We start from the raw sequence: 16353 nt of genomic DNA, 5'->3' as shown, positions 1-16353 counted from the left end.
GGTGTCGGCGCCAGTCATTCGACAGATGCGGTCGGCCCGAGCCCGCTCCTAGCATCGCCGGCATGGACACCTCCGCATACTTGAACGTCGTCGTCGAGCAGACGGGCACGCTGGCCGAGTGGGTGCACGGGAAGGATCCAGCCGCGCCGGTGCCCACGACCCCGAAGTGGACCCTGGCCGATCTCGTCGACCACGTCGGCTCGACGCAGCGCATGGTGACCATGCTCGTCGGCGAGCGGATGACCGCGCCCGACGACGCGTACGCCCGCTACGTCCCCGGGCCGGCCGACCCGGGACAGTGGCGCGACTGGCTGAACGAGAGCGCGGCCGAGGCGAGGGACGCGTTCGCGTCGGTCACCGACGACACGCCGGTGTGGGATCCGTCCGGCGACGACGCGGGCGTGCGGTTCTGGTCGCGCCGGCTGTTCGGCGAGGCCTGCATCCACCGCGCGGACGCGGCGTCGGCGCTCGGCACGCGGTACGAGCTGGCGCCGTCGTCCGCTGTCGGGGCGCTCGAGGACTGGCTGGACACCATGACGTCCCAGGGCTATCTGGAGAACCGGCCCGACTACGCCGCAGCGATGCGCGGCACCGGGCAGACCCTGCACTTCCACGCCACCGACGCGCCCGGGGAGTGGCTGGCCCGCCGCGAGCCGGAGAACGTCGTCCTGGAACGCGTGCACGCGGAGGCGGACGTCACGGTCAGCGGCCCGGCCACCGACCTCATGCTCGTGATCAGCCGTCGCCGCCCGCTGAGCGCGGCCCCCGGCCTCGATGTGCAGGGCGATCGCACCCTGTTCGACCGCTGGATCGAGCAGATGGACTGGGTCACCGACTGAGGTACTCGTACGTGCGCTCCCAGTCGGCGAAGAGCGCCTCCAGCCGCGGGTCGACGGCGGCCAGCGGGACGAGGTAGCGGCGGGTCTCGGCGTAGTAGGCGCGCTGTTTCGCCGGCCGCGGGTGGGTGTGCAGGCGCTGGACGTTGCTGTAGCGGTCGGCCAGTTTGAGCAGCAGCGCGTCGGCGGGCAGGTCACGCAGCCCGCTGAGATAGCCCTCCCGAACGGCGGCGCGGTCCTCGTCGGGCGCCGACGGAGACGACGGCGGCTTGGTGACGTGGGCGACCAGTTCGGCGACGCGGGGGCCGAAGCGCTCCTCGACCTCCGCCGACGTCGTGGGGGTGTCCTCGACGGCGTCGTGCAACAGGGCGGCGGCGAGCAGGTCGGCGTCGTCGACGTCCAGCGCGACTGCCAGGATCTCCATGGCCTCGAGCAGGTGCCGAGTGTAAGGCTCGCCGGCCGGCCGGGTCTGGTCCGCATGCCGCTCGGCCGCGAACGCGTACACCGCGCCCAGCCGGTCGAGGTCGCCGTCGGGCAACCGTCCGGTCAACGCGACCCGCGCATCGTCGAACGACGCCCAGGCGCCGAACGTCCTCATGCGTCCTCGGCGGGCAGGGACGCCTGGTAGTCGGTCCAGCTGGGCAACGGCTGGGCGGGCTCGTCGAGGCGGACCCGCACGTGCTCGAGCTCGTGCGCGATGCCGCGACGGCGCAGTTCCTCGGCGGCGGCCGTGACGGCGGCCTGCGCGGCCTGGGCGTCGGCGTGCTGCCGCTCGTCGATGACGAAGGCCGCGGCGAGCTCGCCGTCGGCGCCGGCCACGTGCCCGATCCAGATCCACGCGTGGTTCGTATCGGTCACCGCGCATCGCTCCTGGTCTCGTCCTGGTCGAGGGCGGCCGCCTCGGCCTGCATGGCCAGCACCCGCGCCTGCTCGCGCTCGGTGACGGCCACGTACGGCTTGTAGACGGTGTTGTGCTCGAGGTCGGCCGCGACCGACGCCCGGCGAGTACTCAACTGTAGTTCGCACGTGTACGCCAGCCCGCCGACGTCCACCGCGACGATGAGCGGCACGACGCGGTAGGCGGGGTTGTGCGGCTTGGGATCGGTGTAGCGGTTCTCCAGATCCAGCACGCGGCCACCGTCGCCGATCCCGAAATGGCTGGTCACGGCGGCACAGAGGGTCGCCAACGCGGCGGTCCCGTCGACGGTGATGCGGGCGCCGACGGCGTCGACCACCGCGCCCGCGTGGTAGCCGGGGCGGGCCGGACGGTGCTCGCGGCCGGCAGACATGCGGGTCACCTTCTCGAGGATCGAGCGCGGGCCCTTGACCCGCAGGCTGACGGCGGCGTCCGCGAAGGGGGCGGCCAGCGCCTCGACCTCGGCCCGCACGTGCGGCTCGACCTCCTCGACCAGACGCCGGCCGTAGTCGTCGAGGAGTGCCAGCTGCGACGGCGTGGGATCGGCGCCGACGTCACGCGCCGGGTCCAGGCGGCGGGCGGCGTCGAGGAAGACCGCGAGGCGGTTGCGGCCCTGCGCGTCGGTCAGAGCCGACGCCGGCACGGGAGTGAACAGCGGGCCGCGGCCGGGGTGCTCGGCGCGGTACTCCTCGAGCGTCCCGCCCGACAGGAGCCGTCCTTCGGCGAGCTCGGCGAGGATCGCCAGCGTGGCGTCGCGCCGGCGCGGGTCGGCGAGCGCACGGGTCAGGTCGAGCGGATGCGCCGTGTCGGCCACGAGCCTGGCCACGACGGCGGCGACCTCGGGATGGACACCGGCCGAGGCCGCCGCCGTCGGCGCCGAGAACGCGACCGGCGCACCCGATCCCCCCGGCCCGCCCGGGTCCGGTCGCCGCAGCTCGTCCAGCTCGTCGGCGACGGCGGACAGCGCGGCCGAGACCTCGCCGCGCAGCCGGTCGAGATCGCCGCGCATCCGCCGTTCCGCGTCGTCGAGGGCGGGCGACCCATCGACGGAAGCGAGCTGTCGCCGTAGCCCCTCCAGCCGGCCCGCGACGCCGTCACCCACAGCGTCGACGCCGGCCGGGACCTCGTGGCCGGCCAGCGCACGGAGGCCCTCGACGCCGTCCGCGATGGGCCGGTCGCTGCCACCGTCGCTGTCCGGCATGAGGTCCAACCTAGCCGTCGCCTGCCACAGTAGGGGCCGTGACGGCCGACGCGGAGCGGGGGACGACGGAGCGGGTGCTGACCCTGCTCGGGCTGCTGCAGCAGCGCCAGGTCTGGACCGGGCCCGAGCTGGCCGAGCGACTGAACGTCACGCCGCGGACGGTGCGGCGCGACGTCGAGCGGCTGCGCGCGCTCGGCTACCCGGTGCACGCGAGCCAGGGCGTCGGCGGTGGGTACCAGCTCGGCGCGGGACAGGACCTGCCGCCGCTGCTGTTGGACGACGAGGAGGCGATCGCGACGACCCTCTCCCTCCTCGCGACCGCGGGCGCGGGCGGCGCGGGTGGCGCCGTCGCCGGAGCGGGCGACGCCGCGCTGCGGGCGCTGACCAAGCTCGACCGGGTACTGCCCGCCCGCCTGCAGCGCGAGGTGCGCGCGCTCTCCGGCTCGGTCGAGTCCTTCGGCGGCGGCCGCGCGCCGGTCGACCCCGGCCTGCTGATGACGCTGGCCCGGGCCTGCCGCGACGAGGTCGAGACCGGGTTCGACTACCCGGCCGGGCGGTCCGGGAGCGAGGCGCGACGGCGCCGGGTCGAGCCGTACCGGCTGGTCGCCTCCGACCGGCGCTGGTACCTGCTCGCGTACGACCTCGACCGCGACGACTGGCGCAGCTTCCGCGTCGACCGGATGACGGACGTGACGGCGCGCACCTGGCGGTTCCGCCCGCGCGAGGCGCCCGACGCGGCCACGTTCGTGCAGGAGAGCGTCGCGAGCCGGGTCTATCCGCGTCAGGCCCGCTTCCTCGTGCACGCGCCGGCGACGACGGTGCGCGCCCAGGTCCCGGCGTCGGCGGCGGTCGTCCGGCCGCTCGACGGCGAGCGCTGCGAGGTGCTCAGCGGCGCCGCGAACCTCGACCTCGTGCTCATGCACGTGCTGTTGCTGGGGCACGCGTTCGAGGTCCTCGACCCGCCTGAGCTGGCGACCCGCAGTCGCGAGCTGGCGCAGCGACTACTCGACGCCGGCCCCGCCGCCTGACCAGAGCTCCGCCGTCTGCGCACCGACGGCGGCGTCGCGGATCCGCTGGAGGTTCCGCCCGCCCCGCCCGAACGTCGCCACCACCGCGGCCGGCACCCGCGCAGCGTCGACGGGCGCGGGCAGCCAGCGGCACGGCCGCACGTGCACCAGGTCGGCCGCCCGGGCCGGCGCGCTCGCGTCGTAGCGGTACGGCCCGTCGAGCCTCCCGAGCAGGTAGGCGCCGTCGACGTCGCGGGTCCAGGCGAAGGCGCCGTCGGGCACGGCCGCGAACCGCAGCAGCCGCCGAGCCGCACGCTCGCCGTCGACCCGCTCCAGCGCCGCGGCCGCCGCAAGGACCGAGCCGGGCGCCGACGACGGCGGCAGCTCACCTCCCAGCCCGCACACGCCCGCCGCCAGTGCCCGCTCGACCCCGGCGCCGTCGGGCACGTCCGGCCGCCGGGACCGCAGCGGCGCGCGGTACACGAGCGGTTCCATCCGCATTCCGCTCCTCGCTCGACCGTCACGTCGACGTCCATGTCTACTACAGCGGGACGGCGTCCTCTTTGCGTCAATGACGCCTATCTGCCACGGATAGTCCTTCCGCGCCGGGTCGTGGCGGTGCCAGATTGTCCGGACCGGACATCCCGGCACCACGTCTCACCCTGCAGGAGGAGCCGTGCGACCTCGCCGCCCGAGCCGTCCCCGCCACCTCGTCGTGACCGGAACCGCCGTCGCCGTGGTGGTCGCCGCCCTGCTGCCGGCCGCGGCGAGCACCCCGGCCACCAGCGCCCCCGCGACCGCTCCCGCCACGACCGGCGCTGAAGCGCCCACCGTCGTCACCCTCCTCACCGGCGACGTCGTCACCGTCGCGCAGGAGCCGGGCGGCGAGCGGACCTACGCCGTCACCCCGGCCCCGCGCGAGGACGGCCGCCCGGTCACGTTCACCAGCGTGTCCGACGGCGACAGCCACTACGTGCTGCCCTCGGACGCGTTCGGGCTGGTCGCGAGCGGGACGGTGGACCGGCGGCTGTTCGACGTCGCGCAGCTGGAGCCGGGCGGGCCGCCGCCGGTCATCGTCCGGTACGACGGCGTGAGGGCCCGGCTGCGCAGCACGCCGGTCGTGCGGACGCTCGAGTCGATCGACGCCGTCGCCCTGGACCCCGCCGATGCGAGCGGGCTCTGGGCCGACCTCACCGAGCCGGCGGCCGACGCGACGGGCTCCCGCGCCGCCTCGCTGACCGGCGGCGTCGCGAACGTCTGGCTGGACGCGACGATCCGGGCCGACCTCGACGTCAGCGTCCCGCACATCGGCGCCCCGGAGGCATGGGAAGCGGGCTACGACGGCGATGGCGTCACCGTGGCGGTCCTCGACACCGGGGTCGACGCCGGGCACCCGGACCTAGCCGGCCGGATCACCGCGACGCGGAACTTCACGACCGACGCGGACGCCGTCGACGGCCACGGGCACGGCACCCACGTCGCCGCGACGGTCGCGGGCACCGGCGCCGCGCCCGGCGGGAGTCCCGGCGTCGCGCCCGGCGCCGACCTCATGATCGGCAAGGTCCTGACCAGCGGGGGCACCGGCCAGCTGTCGTGGGCCATCGACGGCATGGAGTGGGCCGCGCAGAACGGCGCCGACGTGGTCAACCTCAGCCTCAGCGCGCCCGCGACCGACGGCACCGACCCCGGCAGCCTCGCCGTCGACGCGCTGTCCGCCGAGACCGGCACGCTCTTCGTCGTCGCGGCGGGCAACGACTACAGCGACGCCGCCGTCGGCACACCCGGCGCCGCCACCAGCGCGCTCACCGTCGGCGCCGTCGACGACACCGACACACTCGCCGACTTCAGCAACCGCGGCCCGCGCCGGGGCGACGCCGCGATCAAGCCCAACCTCACCGCGCCGGGCGTCGGCATCGTCGCCGCCCGCGCGGCCGGCACCAGCATGGGCACGCCGGTCAGCGACCTGCACACCAGCGCCAACGGGACCTCGATGGCCACGCCGCACGTCGCCGGCGCCGCCGCGCTGCTCGCCCAGGCGCACCCCGACTGGGGCTACGCCGAGCTGAGGGACGCGCTCGCCTCGACGGCCGCGCCCGGCGCGTATACCCCGTTCCAGCAGGGCGCCGGCCGGGTCGACGTCGCCCGCGCGGTCGAGCAGGGCGTGTACGGACCCGCGAGCCTCGACTTCGGCCGCATCCCGGACCCGGCCACGGCGCCGGTCACCCGCACCCTGACCTACCGCAACGCCACCGCCTCGCCCGTCGCCCTGGACCTCGCGGTCACCGGACAGGGCTGGGACGGCCGCACGGTCGCGGCCGGCGACGTCCGGCTCGGTGCCACCCAGCTCATCGTCCCCGCGAACGGCACCGCCACCGTCGACCTCACCGCCGACCCGACCGTCCTCGACGCGGGCGTCTACTCCGGCGTCGTGACCGCCACCAGCGACGACGGCGTGAGCGTGCGGAGCCCGTGGAGCCTCTACGAGGCAGGCGTCACCCATACGCTCGACGTCGCGGCGACGAACCGCCGCGGCGCCCCGGCCGACCCCGGCCTGCCGGTCTGGGTGGTCAAGGTCGACCCCGGCTTCGTCGCCAACGACCCGTTCCGCACCTGGAACCACTTCGCCTGGACCGACTCCGAGGGCCGCGCCAGCCTCGACGTCGCCGAGGGCGTCTACGACGTGTACGCGCAGATCACGACGTGGGACCTGCAGGCGACGGAGTCGACCGTCGCCGTCGCCAGCGAGCTCGACGTCCACGCCGACACCGCCACCCACCTCGACGCCCGCGACGCCGTCCTGCGCAACCCCGACGTCGGCGAGCCGGTGGACCTGCTCATGGGCGAGATCGGCGTGCTCCGCAGTACCCCCGACGGCCGGCTGTTCGGCGTCGGCGCGCTGTTCGACCAGTCCAGCGAGTGGACGCTCTACACGACCCCGACCCCCGCTCCGCAGCTGGGCCGGACCGAGTCGTACACCAAGTGGACGCTCGGCTCGACGCTGGCCGAGCTGCGCGGACCCGGGTTCGCGGCCACGCCCGAGTACTGGCCGCACCTCGCGGGCCCCGCGCTCGACGGCGACCGCAGGCTGCCCGTCGTCGACGCCGGCGACTCGGGCGACGGGACGTCCCCCGACCTCGAGAGCGCCCGCGACGCCCTGGCGCTGGTCCGGATCCGGATCCCCGCCGGCGAGCCGTTCGGCTACGCCTACGCGCTCAACGAGATCCAGCGGGTCACGACGGCGGCCGCGGAGGCCGGCGTCGCGGGCCTCCTCTTCTACGCCGACACCCCGGGCGCGCTGGGCATCCAGCTGCAGGCGACACCGGTGCTGCAGCTCGGTCTCAGCCAGGCCGACGGCGACGCGCTGCGGCAGGCGATCGCGGCCGGTCGGGTCAGCCGGCTCGACCTCGACGCGCAGCGCTCGCCGGAGCGCGTCTACCACCTGCGGCTCGGCCACGAGGGCGGCTTCCCGGCCGACGGCCCCGCCGTCATCGACGACGCCGACCTCACCACTCTGACCAGCCGCTACCACACCGACACGCCCGGCCACGAGGGCACGCACGCCTGGTTCGCGTTCAGCCCCGTCATGCCGGACAGCACGCAGCTCGCGCTCGGCCTCTGGGGCGGCAGCGCGCGCACCGAGCTGGTCGGCGCCACCGGCCCGTCGCTGCGCTGGCTACGCGAGACGACGCTGGAGGGCGCCGCGCTGCGGTCGTGGAACGTGTTCGAGCCCGGCGAGCGGCTGCCGGCCGAGCGCTGGTTCGAGTCGCCGGTCCACTACGGCGCACTGGACGTCGCCGGCGCCTACCCGACCGCGCTGCGCTGTACGTTCTGCCGCCAGGGCGACCGGTTCGTCACCGGCCAGTACCGCCTCGACGGCGGCGGGCACTACCAGCACGCCTGGTTCGACCAGCCGGCCGTCCGGCTGTTCCGCGGCGACGAGGAGCTCCCGGTCCGCGGCTCGACCAACCAGTCGTTCCAGCTGCCGCCCGGCACCGGCGACTACCGGCTGACCATGGACTACGTCCAGCCCGGCCCGCCCGACGGCCTCGCCACCCGGATCGCGACGGAATGGGAGTTCACGTCCACGCCGCCGACGGCCGGACAGCTGCCGGAGGCCTACGAGTGCCCGGTCGCGGCGCTCACCGACCCGTGCGCGTTCCAGCCGCTCGTGCAGTTGCGGTGGGACCTCGGCCTCGACCTGGTCAACAGCGCACCGGCCGGCCGGCGACACACCATCGGACTGCACGCCGCGGCACCCGGCGGCGGTCCGGCCGCCGACCGGCTGCGGGTCTGGTTCTCCGTCGACGACGGCGCCAGCTGGCGGCCCACCCAGGTCCGGCCCGACGGCCGCCGCGCCAGCGGCGACTACCGGGTCACCGTCCCGCACCCGGACCTCGACGCGACCAACGGCCACGTCTGGCTGCGCACCGAGGCGTGGACGGCCGCCGGCGACTCCGTCGTCCAGACGATCGAGCGCGCCTACCGGCTCACCAGCTGACCACGCCGCAGCACCGCACCGCCGCAGCACCCCGCCCCCGCCGAGAGGACCACGCGATGCCCCCGATTGCGCCCGTGTCCCGTTCCCGCTCCCGCCGACGACGGGTCTCCTGGTCCGCCGCCGCGCTGGCCGTCGCCCTGACCACCACCCTGACCACCGGGGCGGCACCGGCGACGTCCGCGACCACGGCGGAACCGCAGGCCGACGCCGTCCCCACGACAGCGCCGGCCACCGCCGAGAACGCCACCCGGGTCACCCTCGTCACCGGCGACGTCGTCCACGTCACCACCACCGGCGGGAAGACGTCGGTCGCCGTCGACGCCACGGACGGGGGCGCCGTCGAGGCCTACGAGCTGGACGGCGACACCTACGTCGTCCCCACCAGGGTTGCGCCTCAGGTTCGCGCCGGCACGGTCGACGACCAGCTGTTCAACGTGACACGGCTGATCGAGAGCGGCTATGCCGACGACGCTGCCACCGAGCTGCCGGTCATCGTCACCTACGACGGCGCCGCGGCCCGGTCGGCCACGACGGTCGCGACCAGGGCCGAGGCACTGCCCGCGAGCGACGCCACCCTGCCGCTGCCGAGCATCGACGGCGCCGCGGTGGACGTCGACAAGGACGCGGCCGACGACTTCTGGTCCGCGATCTGGGCCGACCCCGCCGTCGACGCCGTCTGGCTCGACGGCACCGTCGCCGCCACGCTCGACGTCAGCGTCCCGATGATCGGCGCACCGGAGGCCTGGGACGCGGGGTTCGACGGCACCGGCACCACCGTCGCCGTCCTCGACACCGGCATCGACGCCGAGCACCCGGACGTCGCCGGGCGCATCTCCGAGCAGCAGGACTTCACCGGCGGCGGCACCCCGGTCGACCGGCACGGCCACGGCACCCACGTGGCGGCGACGGTCGCCGGCAGCGGCGCGGGGTCCGACGGCGCGCGCCGCGGCGTCGCGCCGGGCGCGGACCTGATGATCGGCAAGGTCCTCGACGACGGCGGCAGCGGCCAGGACTCGTGGGTCATCGCCGGCATGGAGTGGGCCGCGCGGAACGGCGCCGACGTCGTCAGCATGAGCCTCGGCGGCTACCCCAGCGACGGCACCGACCCGCTCAGCCAGGCCGTGAACGAGCTGACCGCCGAGACCGGCGCGCTGTTCGTCATCGCCGGCGGCAACTACGGGCCCGGCGACTACTCCCTGACCAACCCGGGCAGCGCCGACACCGCACTCACCGTCGGCAACGTCACGAAGACCGACGAGCTCGCGGCGTCGTCCGGGCGCGGCCCGCGCGTCGGCGACCACGCGATCAAGCCGGACATCACCGCGCCCGGCACGAACATCGTCGCCGCCCGGGCCGCCGGCACCGCCATGGGCACGCCCGTCGACGACCTCTACACCAGCGCGTCGGGCACCTCGATGGCCACGCCGCACGTCGCCGGCGCCGCCGCGATCGTCCGCCAGCAGCACCCGGACTGGGCGCCGGAGCAGGTCAAGGCCGCGCTGGTGTCGACGGCGATCCCGCGCGACGGCCTCACCGTCTACCAGCAGGGCGGCGGTCGGCTGGACGTCGCGACCGCCGTCGCCCAGGGCGTGTTCGCCGGGCCGGCGCCGCTGAACTTCGGCTACCTGCCGTACCCGCAGACCGAGCTGGAGCCGATCGTCCGCACCGCCACGTTCTCGAACGCGACGTCCGCGCCCGTCGAGCTGCAGCTCACGGCGTCGGCCACCGTCGGCGGTGCGGCGGGCACGCCTGCGCCGGCCGGGATGATCACGCTCGGCGCGTCGTCGGTCACCGTCCCCGCGAACGGCACGGCCGCCGTCGACGTCACCCTCGACCCCTCGCTCGGCGCCGCGGGCCTGTACAGCGGCTTCGTCACCGGCACGGGTCCCGGCGGCGTGAGCGTCTCGCTGCCGCTCGGGTTGAACAAGGAGCCCGAGGTCTACGAGCTGACCGTCACCGTGCTGGACCGCACCGGCGTCCCGAACCGCGGCGCGACCGTGCAGATCGGCAACGTCGACGACTCCGCGACGCACCTGTCGTTCCCGAACCTCGACGCGCGCGGCCAGGCGACCGTGCGCGTGCCACCGGGGACGTACAGTGCGCTGAGCATCATGACCGAGATCGACGACGACCGGTACACCTACACCTTCGCCGGCGACCCGCAGATCGAGGTCGCGCCGGGCGGGGCGAGCGTCGTCCTGGACGGGCGCACGGCGGTCCCGATCACCGCCGACGTCGGCCGGCCCGCCGAGGGCGTCTCGGCGAAGCTGGAGTTCTGGCGCTTCCCCGTCACCGGCGAGTCGATGCACTACCGCTACCTGCTCGGCGAGCCGTTCACCGACATGTACGCGACGCCGACCGAGCAGGTCACGAAGGGCGGGTTCCACCTGGTCTCGGCGCTCTCGCTGGCCGCGCCGGACATCGTCGTCGAGGGCGCCGGACTGCCCGCGTTCGAGCCGGAGTACTTCGTCTACGCGCCGGAGCTGCCCGAGGGCCGGTACCGGTGGGACGTCGTCGACGCCGGCGAGGCCACCCCGGCCGAGCTGGCCGCCGTCGACCTCGAAGGGAAGATCGCCCTGGTCGAGGCGACCGGCGGGCTCTGGAGCGAGCAGATCACGGCCGTCGCCGAGGCCGGCGCCGAGCTCGCGCTGCTCTACAGCCGGTCCGGCTACCCGTTCGCCGGCGTCGTCGAGCGCGGGCTGCCCATCCCGGCCGCCGCACTGGACATCGGCGAGGCGGAGGCGCTGCTGGCGCGGAACGGGTCCGCCGTGACGGTGCACTCGACGCCGGACAGTCCGTACCTCTACGACCTGCGCTTCGACTCGGACGGCGGGGTCGGGACCGACCTGTCGCAGGTGGTTGGGCCGGACGACCTCGCCACCGTTTCGTCGACCTACCACTCCGACGCGCCGGAGCGCTCGGTCGCCGACGTCAACGCCTCGTTCGCGCCCTGGCAGGACTGGTCCTTCGACTCCTTCCGCTACTTCCGCGCGCCCGTCGAGCGGACCGAGTACGTGACGGCGTCACCCGGCATGCTCTGGCTGAAGCAGGTCGCCGGCTACGAGACCGCCGACGTGATCCTCAGCCGGATGATGCGCGACCGGCTGCGGTACCTGTCGGCCGGCGACGAGGTCGAGGACACCTGGTTCGGCGGGCCGTTCGTGCCGTCGCCGCGACGCGAGGTGCTCGACCAGGACCGCATGGGCATCCCCTGCCCGGCCTGCCGCGACGCCGACGAGCTGTTCCTCTGGATCGAGGACTTCGCCGACTCCGGTGACGGCCACTACGGCGCCTGGGACACCCGGTGGGAGAACTCGGCGACCCGCCTCTACCGCGACGACGAGCTGGTGGTCAGCCGTCGGACCGGCCGCGGCGTGCTGCCGGCGGTCGCGGCGGACTCGGAGTACCGGCTCGAGATCGACGCCTGGTCCGACGCGCCGTGGAGCTGGGGGACCCGGTCGACGACGGCGTGGACGTTCCGGTCGGCGGCCCCGTCCTCGGGGATGGGCGCGTTGCCGGACTGGTACCGCTGCACCGACGGCGGCCACCGCAACTGCGCGTTCGTGCCGCTGCTGTTCGCGTCGTACGACGTGGCGCTGGACTCGCTGAACCATGCCCCGTCGGGCCGCACGTTCCAGTTCGACCTCACCGTGGGCGGGCAGGTGGGCGCGCCGCCGCCGTCGCTGCGCCGGGTCCGCGTCGAGGTGTCGTTCGACGACGGCGACAGCTGGCGGCCCGCCGTGGTCCGGCCCAGCGGCCCCGCCGGGAGCGGGACGTACGCCGTCACCGTCAAGCACCCGAAGGACGCCGAGCACGTGTCGCTGCGCATCGATGCCGAGGGCGACGGGACCCGGCTCGAGCAGGAGGTGATCCGCGCCTACCCGCTGGACTGAGCCGTTGGATCACCTCTAGACGCTGTGAGCTGCGTCGTGATACACCTTGTATCGTGAATGATGTCAGGGTGTCTCACGACGTGCTCGCGGCGGCCAAACGGCTGGCCGAGCGGCAGGAGCTGGCCGGCGCCTCCATGGCCGACATCGCCAAGGAGGCCGGCATCACCCGCGTCACCCTGTACCGCCGCGGCGAGACGCGCACCGCCATCCTCGTGGCGCTGCGCGACGAGCTCGCCCGCGAGGAGCGCGAGCGGCTGCTCCCGGTCCTCGCCGGCGACGGCGACGCACGCACCCGGCTGACCGCGGCGTTCGAGGCGATCTGCGTCATCACCGACGAGCGGTCGGACCTGCTCACCGGGCTCGACGACCCCACGCTGAACGCGATCTACCACGACCCCGGCGACGACTCCCTGACCCGCTCCGAGTTCACCGCGCCGATCGTCCGGCTGCTGCGCGACGGCGCGCTGGACGGCTCGCTGCGCGCGTTCGCCGATCCCGAGGAGGCCGCGACCGTGCTGTACGTCCAGGTCACCGAGACCTACCTGCACCTGCGCCGCGAGCACCGGTGGTCCGCCGAGCGCTCGACCGGCGCCGTCCTCGACCTCACGCTGCACGGGCTGCTGCCGTGAGCGCCGCGACCGCTGTGACGTCCGTGCTCGAGCGGGTGATCCCGGGCGAGGGCGTGCACCGCGGCCGGGTCGCCCGGCTCACCGTCGCCCACGCCGGCGCCGACCTGTTCCAGGCGGCCGTGCCCGCGCTGATCCCGTTCTTCGTCGCCGAACGGGGCATGTCCTACGCCGACGCCGGGCTGCTCGTCCTGGCCGGCAGCCTCGCGTCGTCGGTCATGCAGCCGCTGGCCGGCGTCATCGGCGACCGCGTCCGCGCCGCCTGGCTGCAGCCGCTCGGGCTGCTGCTGGCCGGGTTCGGGCTGCTCGCGGCGACCATGCTGTCGTCGTTCCAGGCGATCGCCGTCGCGCTGCTGATCGGCGGGTTCGGCGTGGCCGTCTTCCACCCCGAGGCGTTCCGCGCGACCCGTGCGGCCGCCGCGGCCAGCCCCGGCGCCGCACTGGGCGTGTTCGCGCTCGGCGGCAACATCGGCTTCGCCGTCGGCCCGGCGCTCGCGGTCCCACTCGGCGCGGCGTACGGCATCGAGGCGGCCGGCGCCGTCGCCGTCCTGCCGCTGCTCGGGGCGCTGGTGCTGGGCCGCGGCATCTCGTCCGACGTGCCGGCCGGTTCCGCGGCCGCCGACGCCGATGCGGCCGGCGCGGTGCTGCCGAGCGACTGGCGGACGTTCACGTTCGCGACCCTCGGCGCGACGGCGGCCGCGGGCGTCCTGTTCGGGCTCATGGCGTTCGCCCCGGTCTGGTTCGACCAGACCCTCGGCTCCGGCGTCGGACTCGGCAGCGCCGCCGTCACCGCCATGCTGCTCGCCGGAGCCGTCGGGACCTACACCGCCGGCGCGCTCGGCGACCGCCACGGCCGCCGTCCCGTCGTCCTGGTGTCGGTGCTCGCTCTGCTCCCGCTGTCGCTGGTGCTGCCGGCGACGGGGCCGGTGCTCGCGGTGGTGCTGCTGATCGTCATCGGGTTCGTGCTCGAGGGCATCTTCTATCCGCTGGTCATCGTCGCCCAGGACGGCCTGCCGCGGCACGCCGGACTGGCCGCCGGCATGGCGCTGGGGCTGAGCGTCGGCATCGCCGCCGGCACCACCAGCCTGCTGGGCGTCCTGGTCGACGGTCACGGTCCGACGGCGGCGCTCTGGGGATGCGCCGTCCTCGCCGGCGTCGCCCTGGTCGCCGGGGCGCTCGCCGTCCGTCGCCCGCACTGACGGTGTTGGCGACGGCGCTGGGGCCTGGCGCGGGTTCCGTGGCGGTCTGGGGAGATGCCGTCCCCGACCGCCGCCGCCGTCATCGTCAGTGCGGGCGGGACGGCCCGGGCGCTGCGGCCGAGCCGCCCGGGCGAGAGAACCCGTTCGGCGTGTAGACGCTCAGGCCAACAGCTTGTTGGCATCAGCGTCTACATGTCGACGTCATTCATCCTCGACCGCGGGCGCGGCGGGCGTCGTCAGCAGGGGGTGGGCGGATCGGTGACGAGCTGGTGGACAACGTCGAGGATGGTGGTCCGGAACTGCTCGGCCTTTCGCCTACGAGCCGCGCCCGGTCCAGGCCAGCAGGTCGTCGACCGGCCAGGTGTTGACGATCTGCTCGATAGGGACGCCGCACGCGGCCGCGCGCTCGCACCCGTAGGGCTGCCAGTCGAGCTGGCCGGGCGCGTGCGCGTCGGTGTCGAGGGCGAACGAGCAGCCGGCCTCGACGGCGAGGCGGAGCAGCCGCTTGGGCGGGTCGAGCCGCTCGGGCCGCGAGTTGATCTCGACGGCGACGCCGAACCGCTCGCACGCGGCGAACACGATCTCGGGGTCGAAGGTCGACTCGGGGCGGGTGCCGCGGCCGCCCGTGATGAGCCGACCGGTGCAGTGCCCGAGGACGTCCGTGTGCGGGTTGGCGATGGCGGTGACCATGCGCTCGGTCAGCTCGTCGGACTTCATGCGCAGCTTCGAGTGCACGCTCGCGACGACGACGTCGAGGCGGCCGAGCAGCTCGTCGCTCTGGTCGAGCGAGCCGTCCTCGTTGATGTCGACCTCGATGCCGGTGAGGATCCGGATGCCGTGCTCGTTCCTCGCGTTCAGCTCGTCGACGATGTCGAGCTGCTTGCGCAGCCGCTCCGGCGACAGCCCGTTGGCGACGGTGAGCCGCGGCGAGTGGTCGGTGAGCGCGACGTACTCGTGCCCCAGCCCGGCCGCGGTCCGCACCATCTCCTCGATCGGGCTGCCGCCGTCGGACCAGTCGGAGTGCACGTGCAGGTCGCCGCGGAGCGCGGCACGAATCTCGGCCCCGCCCTCGGCGACCGGCCGCCCGCCCGTCGCCTCGAGCCGGCGCAGGTACACCGGGACCTCGCCGCCCAGCGCCTCGGTGATGACGGTCGCCGTCACCTTGCCGATGCCGGGCAGCTCGGTCAGCGTGCCCGCCTCGATCCGCTCGACCAGCTCTGCGATGCCGATGGAGTCGGCGGTGGCGGCGGCGGTCCGGAAGGCGCGCACGCGGTACGTGGGTTCGCGGGCGCGCTCCAGCAGGAACGCGATGCGCCGCATGAGGTCGCCCGGCGTGGGGTCGGCTGTCACGGACCCAGTGTCCCCCGGCTCAGGTGATCGCCGCGTCCCCCCATACCGCGGCGGCGCCGGAGCAGGTGTCCTCGCCCAGCGCGACGATCTCGAGGATGAGCCGGTGCCGGCCGGTGACGTCGACCTCGAACTCCTCGATGGTGCGCAGCCCGAGGTCCGCCTCCGCCAGCACCTCGTCCTGGTCCACCAGCACCCGGAACCGAGCGACAGCGTCGTTGTTCGCGGAGTCGGCGTCGAGCCCGGCACGAGCGGTGAACGTCCTGTAGTCGCCGCTCAGGTTCCACTCGATCCGCTTGGTGGGGTAGTTGCACGACAGGTTCTGGACCATCGACTGCGTCATCCGCTCCCCGAGCACCTCGGCCTCGCGAGAGTCGTAGTCACCGTCGTAGCCCGCCAGGTCGAGGTCGGCCAGATAGGTGAGCCCGGCCCGGCCGGCGACGACCTGCCCGCCACCTTCGTCGTCCTCGCCCTCCGCGGACACCGGCGTCGCCGTGGGTCGCGGCGTTACGGTTCGGGTGACGGTGACCGTCTCGGCCGGTTCCGTGACGGTGACGGTCTCGGGCTGCGCGACGACGGCGGAGTCGTCGCCGAAGTTGACGGTCATCTGGTCCGACTGCGTGAGCAGCGCGGTGCCGATCACCCCGATGACAGCCGCGCCGCCCGCCCCGATCAACCCGTTGAGCCACGGATGCTGGGCCCACCGGCGGCCGGTCCGCTCGTCCTGGATCCCGCCCTGGTCGTCGTCGTTCTGCGGCATGGTCTCAGCCACGTTCTCAGCCCCCCAGCTGACGGCCGACGCCCTCCGGCGCCGCCTGCACGGCGCCGGA

The 16353-nt window shown here is 74.6% G+C and carries 12 protein-coding genes; 6 read left to right on the top strand and 6 right to left on the bottom strand.

Annotation, left to right across the window (positions count from 1 at the left end; all coding sequences use genetic code 11):
• Positions 1-62 precede the first annotated feature (62 nt).
• Positions 63-839 carry a maleylpyruvate isomerase family mycothiol-dependent enzyme gene (locus HD601_RS11755; RefSeq protein WP_184822063.1) on the top strand — a complete coding sequence of 259 codons (777 nt, stop codon included), beginning with the start codon at positions 63-65 and terminating at the stop codon, positions 837-839.
• Here HD601_RS11755 and HD601_RS11750 read toward each other — a convergent pair.
• Genes HD601_RS11750 through HD601_RS11740 form a run of 3 tightly spaced genes read right to left on the bottom strand, consistent with a single transcriptional unit; the run spans position 829 to position 2953 of the window.
• Positions 829-1434 (bottom strand): HD domain-containing protein, encoded by a 606-nt coding sequence (locus HD601_RS11750; protein ID WP_184822061.1) that lies wholly within the window; start codon positions 1432-1434, stop codon positions 829-831. The two genes, HD601_RS11755 and HD601_RS11750, sit on opposite strands and share 11 nt — an antisense overlap.
• On the bottom strand, positions 1431-1694 hold the full coding sequence (locus HD601_RS11745) for a hypothetical protein (RefSeq protein WP_184822059.1): 264 nt from the start codon (positions 1692-1694) through the stop codon (positions 1431-1433). The genes HD601_RS11750 and HD601_RS11745 overlap by 4 nt, the downstream gene beginning before the upstream one ends.
• Positions 1691-2953 carry a nucleotidyltransferase family protein gene (locus tag HD601_RS11740; RefSeq protein WP_184822058.1) on the bottom strand — a complete coding sequence of 421 codons (1263 nt, stop codon included), beginning with the start codon at positions 2951-2953 and terminating at the stop codon, positions 1691-1693. Before HD601_RS11740 ends, HD601_RS11745 begins: the two co-directional genes overlap by 4 nt.
• Positions 2954-2991: 38 nt before the next feature.
• Here HD601_RS11740 and HD601_RS11735 point away from each other — a divergent pair, with 38 nt between their 5' ends.
• Positions 2992-3981, top strand: a complete 990-nt coding sequence (locus tag HD601_RS11735; RefSeq protein ID WP_221440851.1) for a WYL domain-containing protein — start codon at positions 2992-2994, stop codon at positions 3979-3981.
• Here HD601_RS11735 and HD601_RS11730 read toward each other — a convergent pair.
• The gene (locus HD601_RS11730) at positions 3955-4455 is read right to left on the bottom strand and encodes a GAF domain-containing protein (protein WP_184822056.1); all 501 of its coding nucleotides are present in this window, start codon (positions 4453-4455) and stop codon (positions 3955-3957) included. The two genes, HD601_RS11735 and HD601_RS11730, sit on opposite strands and share 27 nt — an antisense overlap.
• A 181-nt stretch (positions 4456-4636) precedes the next feature.
• On the opposite strand from HD601_RS11730, the gene HD601_RS11725 reads away from it, so the two are divergent.
• From HD601_RS11725 to HD601_RS11710, 4 genes are all read left to right on the top strand, one after another.
• Entirely contained in the window at positions 4637-8458 is a 3822-nt protein-coding gene (locus tag HD601_RS11725; RefSeq protein ID WP_184822054.1) for a S8 family serine peptidase, read from the top strand.
• 74 nt (positions 8459-8532) lie between these two features.
• A complete protein-coding gene (locus tag HD601_RS11720) occupies positions 8533-12351 on the top strand; it encodes a S8 family serine peptidase (protein ID WP_184822052.1) in 3819 nt (1272 codons plus the stop codon).
• Positions 12352-12419: 68 nt separating this feature from the next.
• The gene (locus HD601_RS11715) at positions 12420-12980 is read left to right on the top strand and encodes a TetR/AcrR family transcriptional regulator (RefSeq protein WP_184822050.1); all 561 of its coding nucleotides are present in this window, start codon (positions 12420-12422) and stop codon (positions 12978-12980) included.
• Positions 12977-14176, top strand: a complete 1200-nt coding sequence (locus HD601_RS11710) for an MFS transporter (RefSeq protein WP_184822048.1) — start codon at positions 12977-12979, stop codon at positions 14174-14176. Before HD601_RS11715 ends, HD601_RS11710 begins: the two co-directional genes overlap by 4 nt.
• A 315-nt stretch (positions 14177-14491) precedes the next feature.
• Here the strand turns inward: HD601_RS11710 and HD601_RS11705 are convergent, their stop codons facing one another.
• Both HD601_RS11705 and HD601_RS35645 read right to left on the bottom strand, forming a co-directional pair.
• The gene (locus HD601_RS11705) at positions 14492-15496 is read right to left on the bottom strand and encodes a PHP domain-containing protein (RefSeq protein ID WP_184829723.1); all 1005 of its coding nucleotides are present in this window, start codon (positions 15494-15496) and stop codon (positions 14492-14494) included.
• A gap of 49 nt (positions 15497-15545) precedes the next feature.
• Complete coding sequence (locus HD601_RS35645; RefSeq protein WP_184822046.1) at positions 15546-16295, bottom strand: NPCBM/NEW2 domain-containing protein; 750 nt, start codon at positions 16293-16295, stop codon at positions 15546-15548.
• Positions 16296-16353 lie beyond the last annotated feature (58 nt).

This window comes from Jiangella mangrovi, from assembly GCF_014204975.1.
Classification (GTDB): Bacteria; Actinomycetota; Actinomycetes; order Jiangellales; family Jiangellaceae; genus Jiangella; species Jiangella mangrovi.
The sequence above is the reverse complement of the archived record's forward strand: the minus strand, read 5'-3'. Positions and strand labels throughout refer to the sequence as shown.

Bases quoted from the DNA above. Each gene is read 5' to 3' on its own strand.
- HD601_RS11755 (WP_184822063.1), top strand. From the start codon at position 63: ATGGACACCTCCGCATACTTGAACGTCGTCGTCGAGCAGACGGGCACG.
- HD601_RS11750 (WP_184822061.1), bottom strand. From the start codon at position 1,434: ATGAGGACGTTCGGCGCCTGGGCGTCGTTCGACGATGCGCGGGTCGCG.
- HD601_RS11740 (WP_184822058.1), bottom strand. From the start codon at position 2,953: ATGCCGGACAGCGACGGTGGCAGCGACCGGCCCATCGCGGACGGCGTC.
- HD601_RS11730 (WP_184822056.1), bottom strand. From the start codon at position 4,455: ATGGAACCGCTCGTGTACCGCGCGCCGCTGCGGTCCCGGCGGCCGGAC.
- HD601_RS11705 (WP_184829723.1), bottom strand. From the start codon at position 15,496: ATGCGGCGCATCGCGTTCCTGCTGGAGCGCGCCCGCGAACCCACGTAC.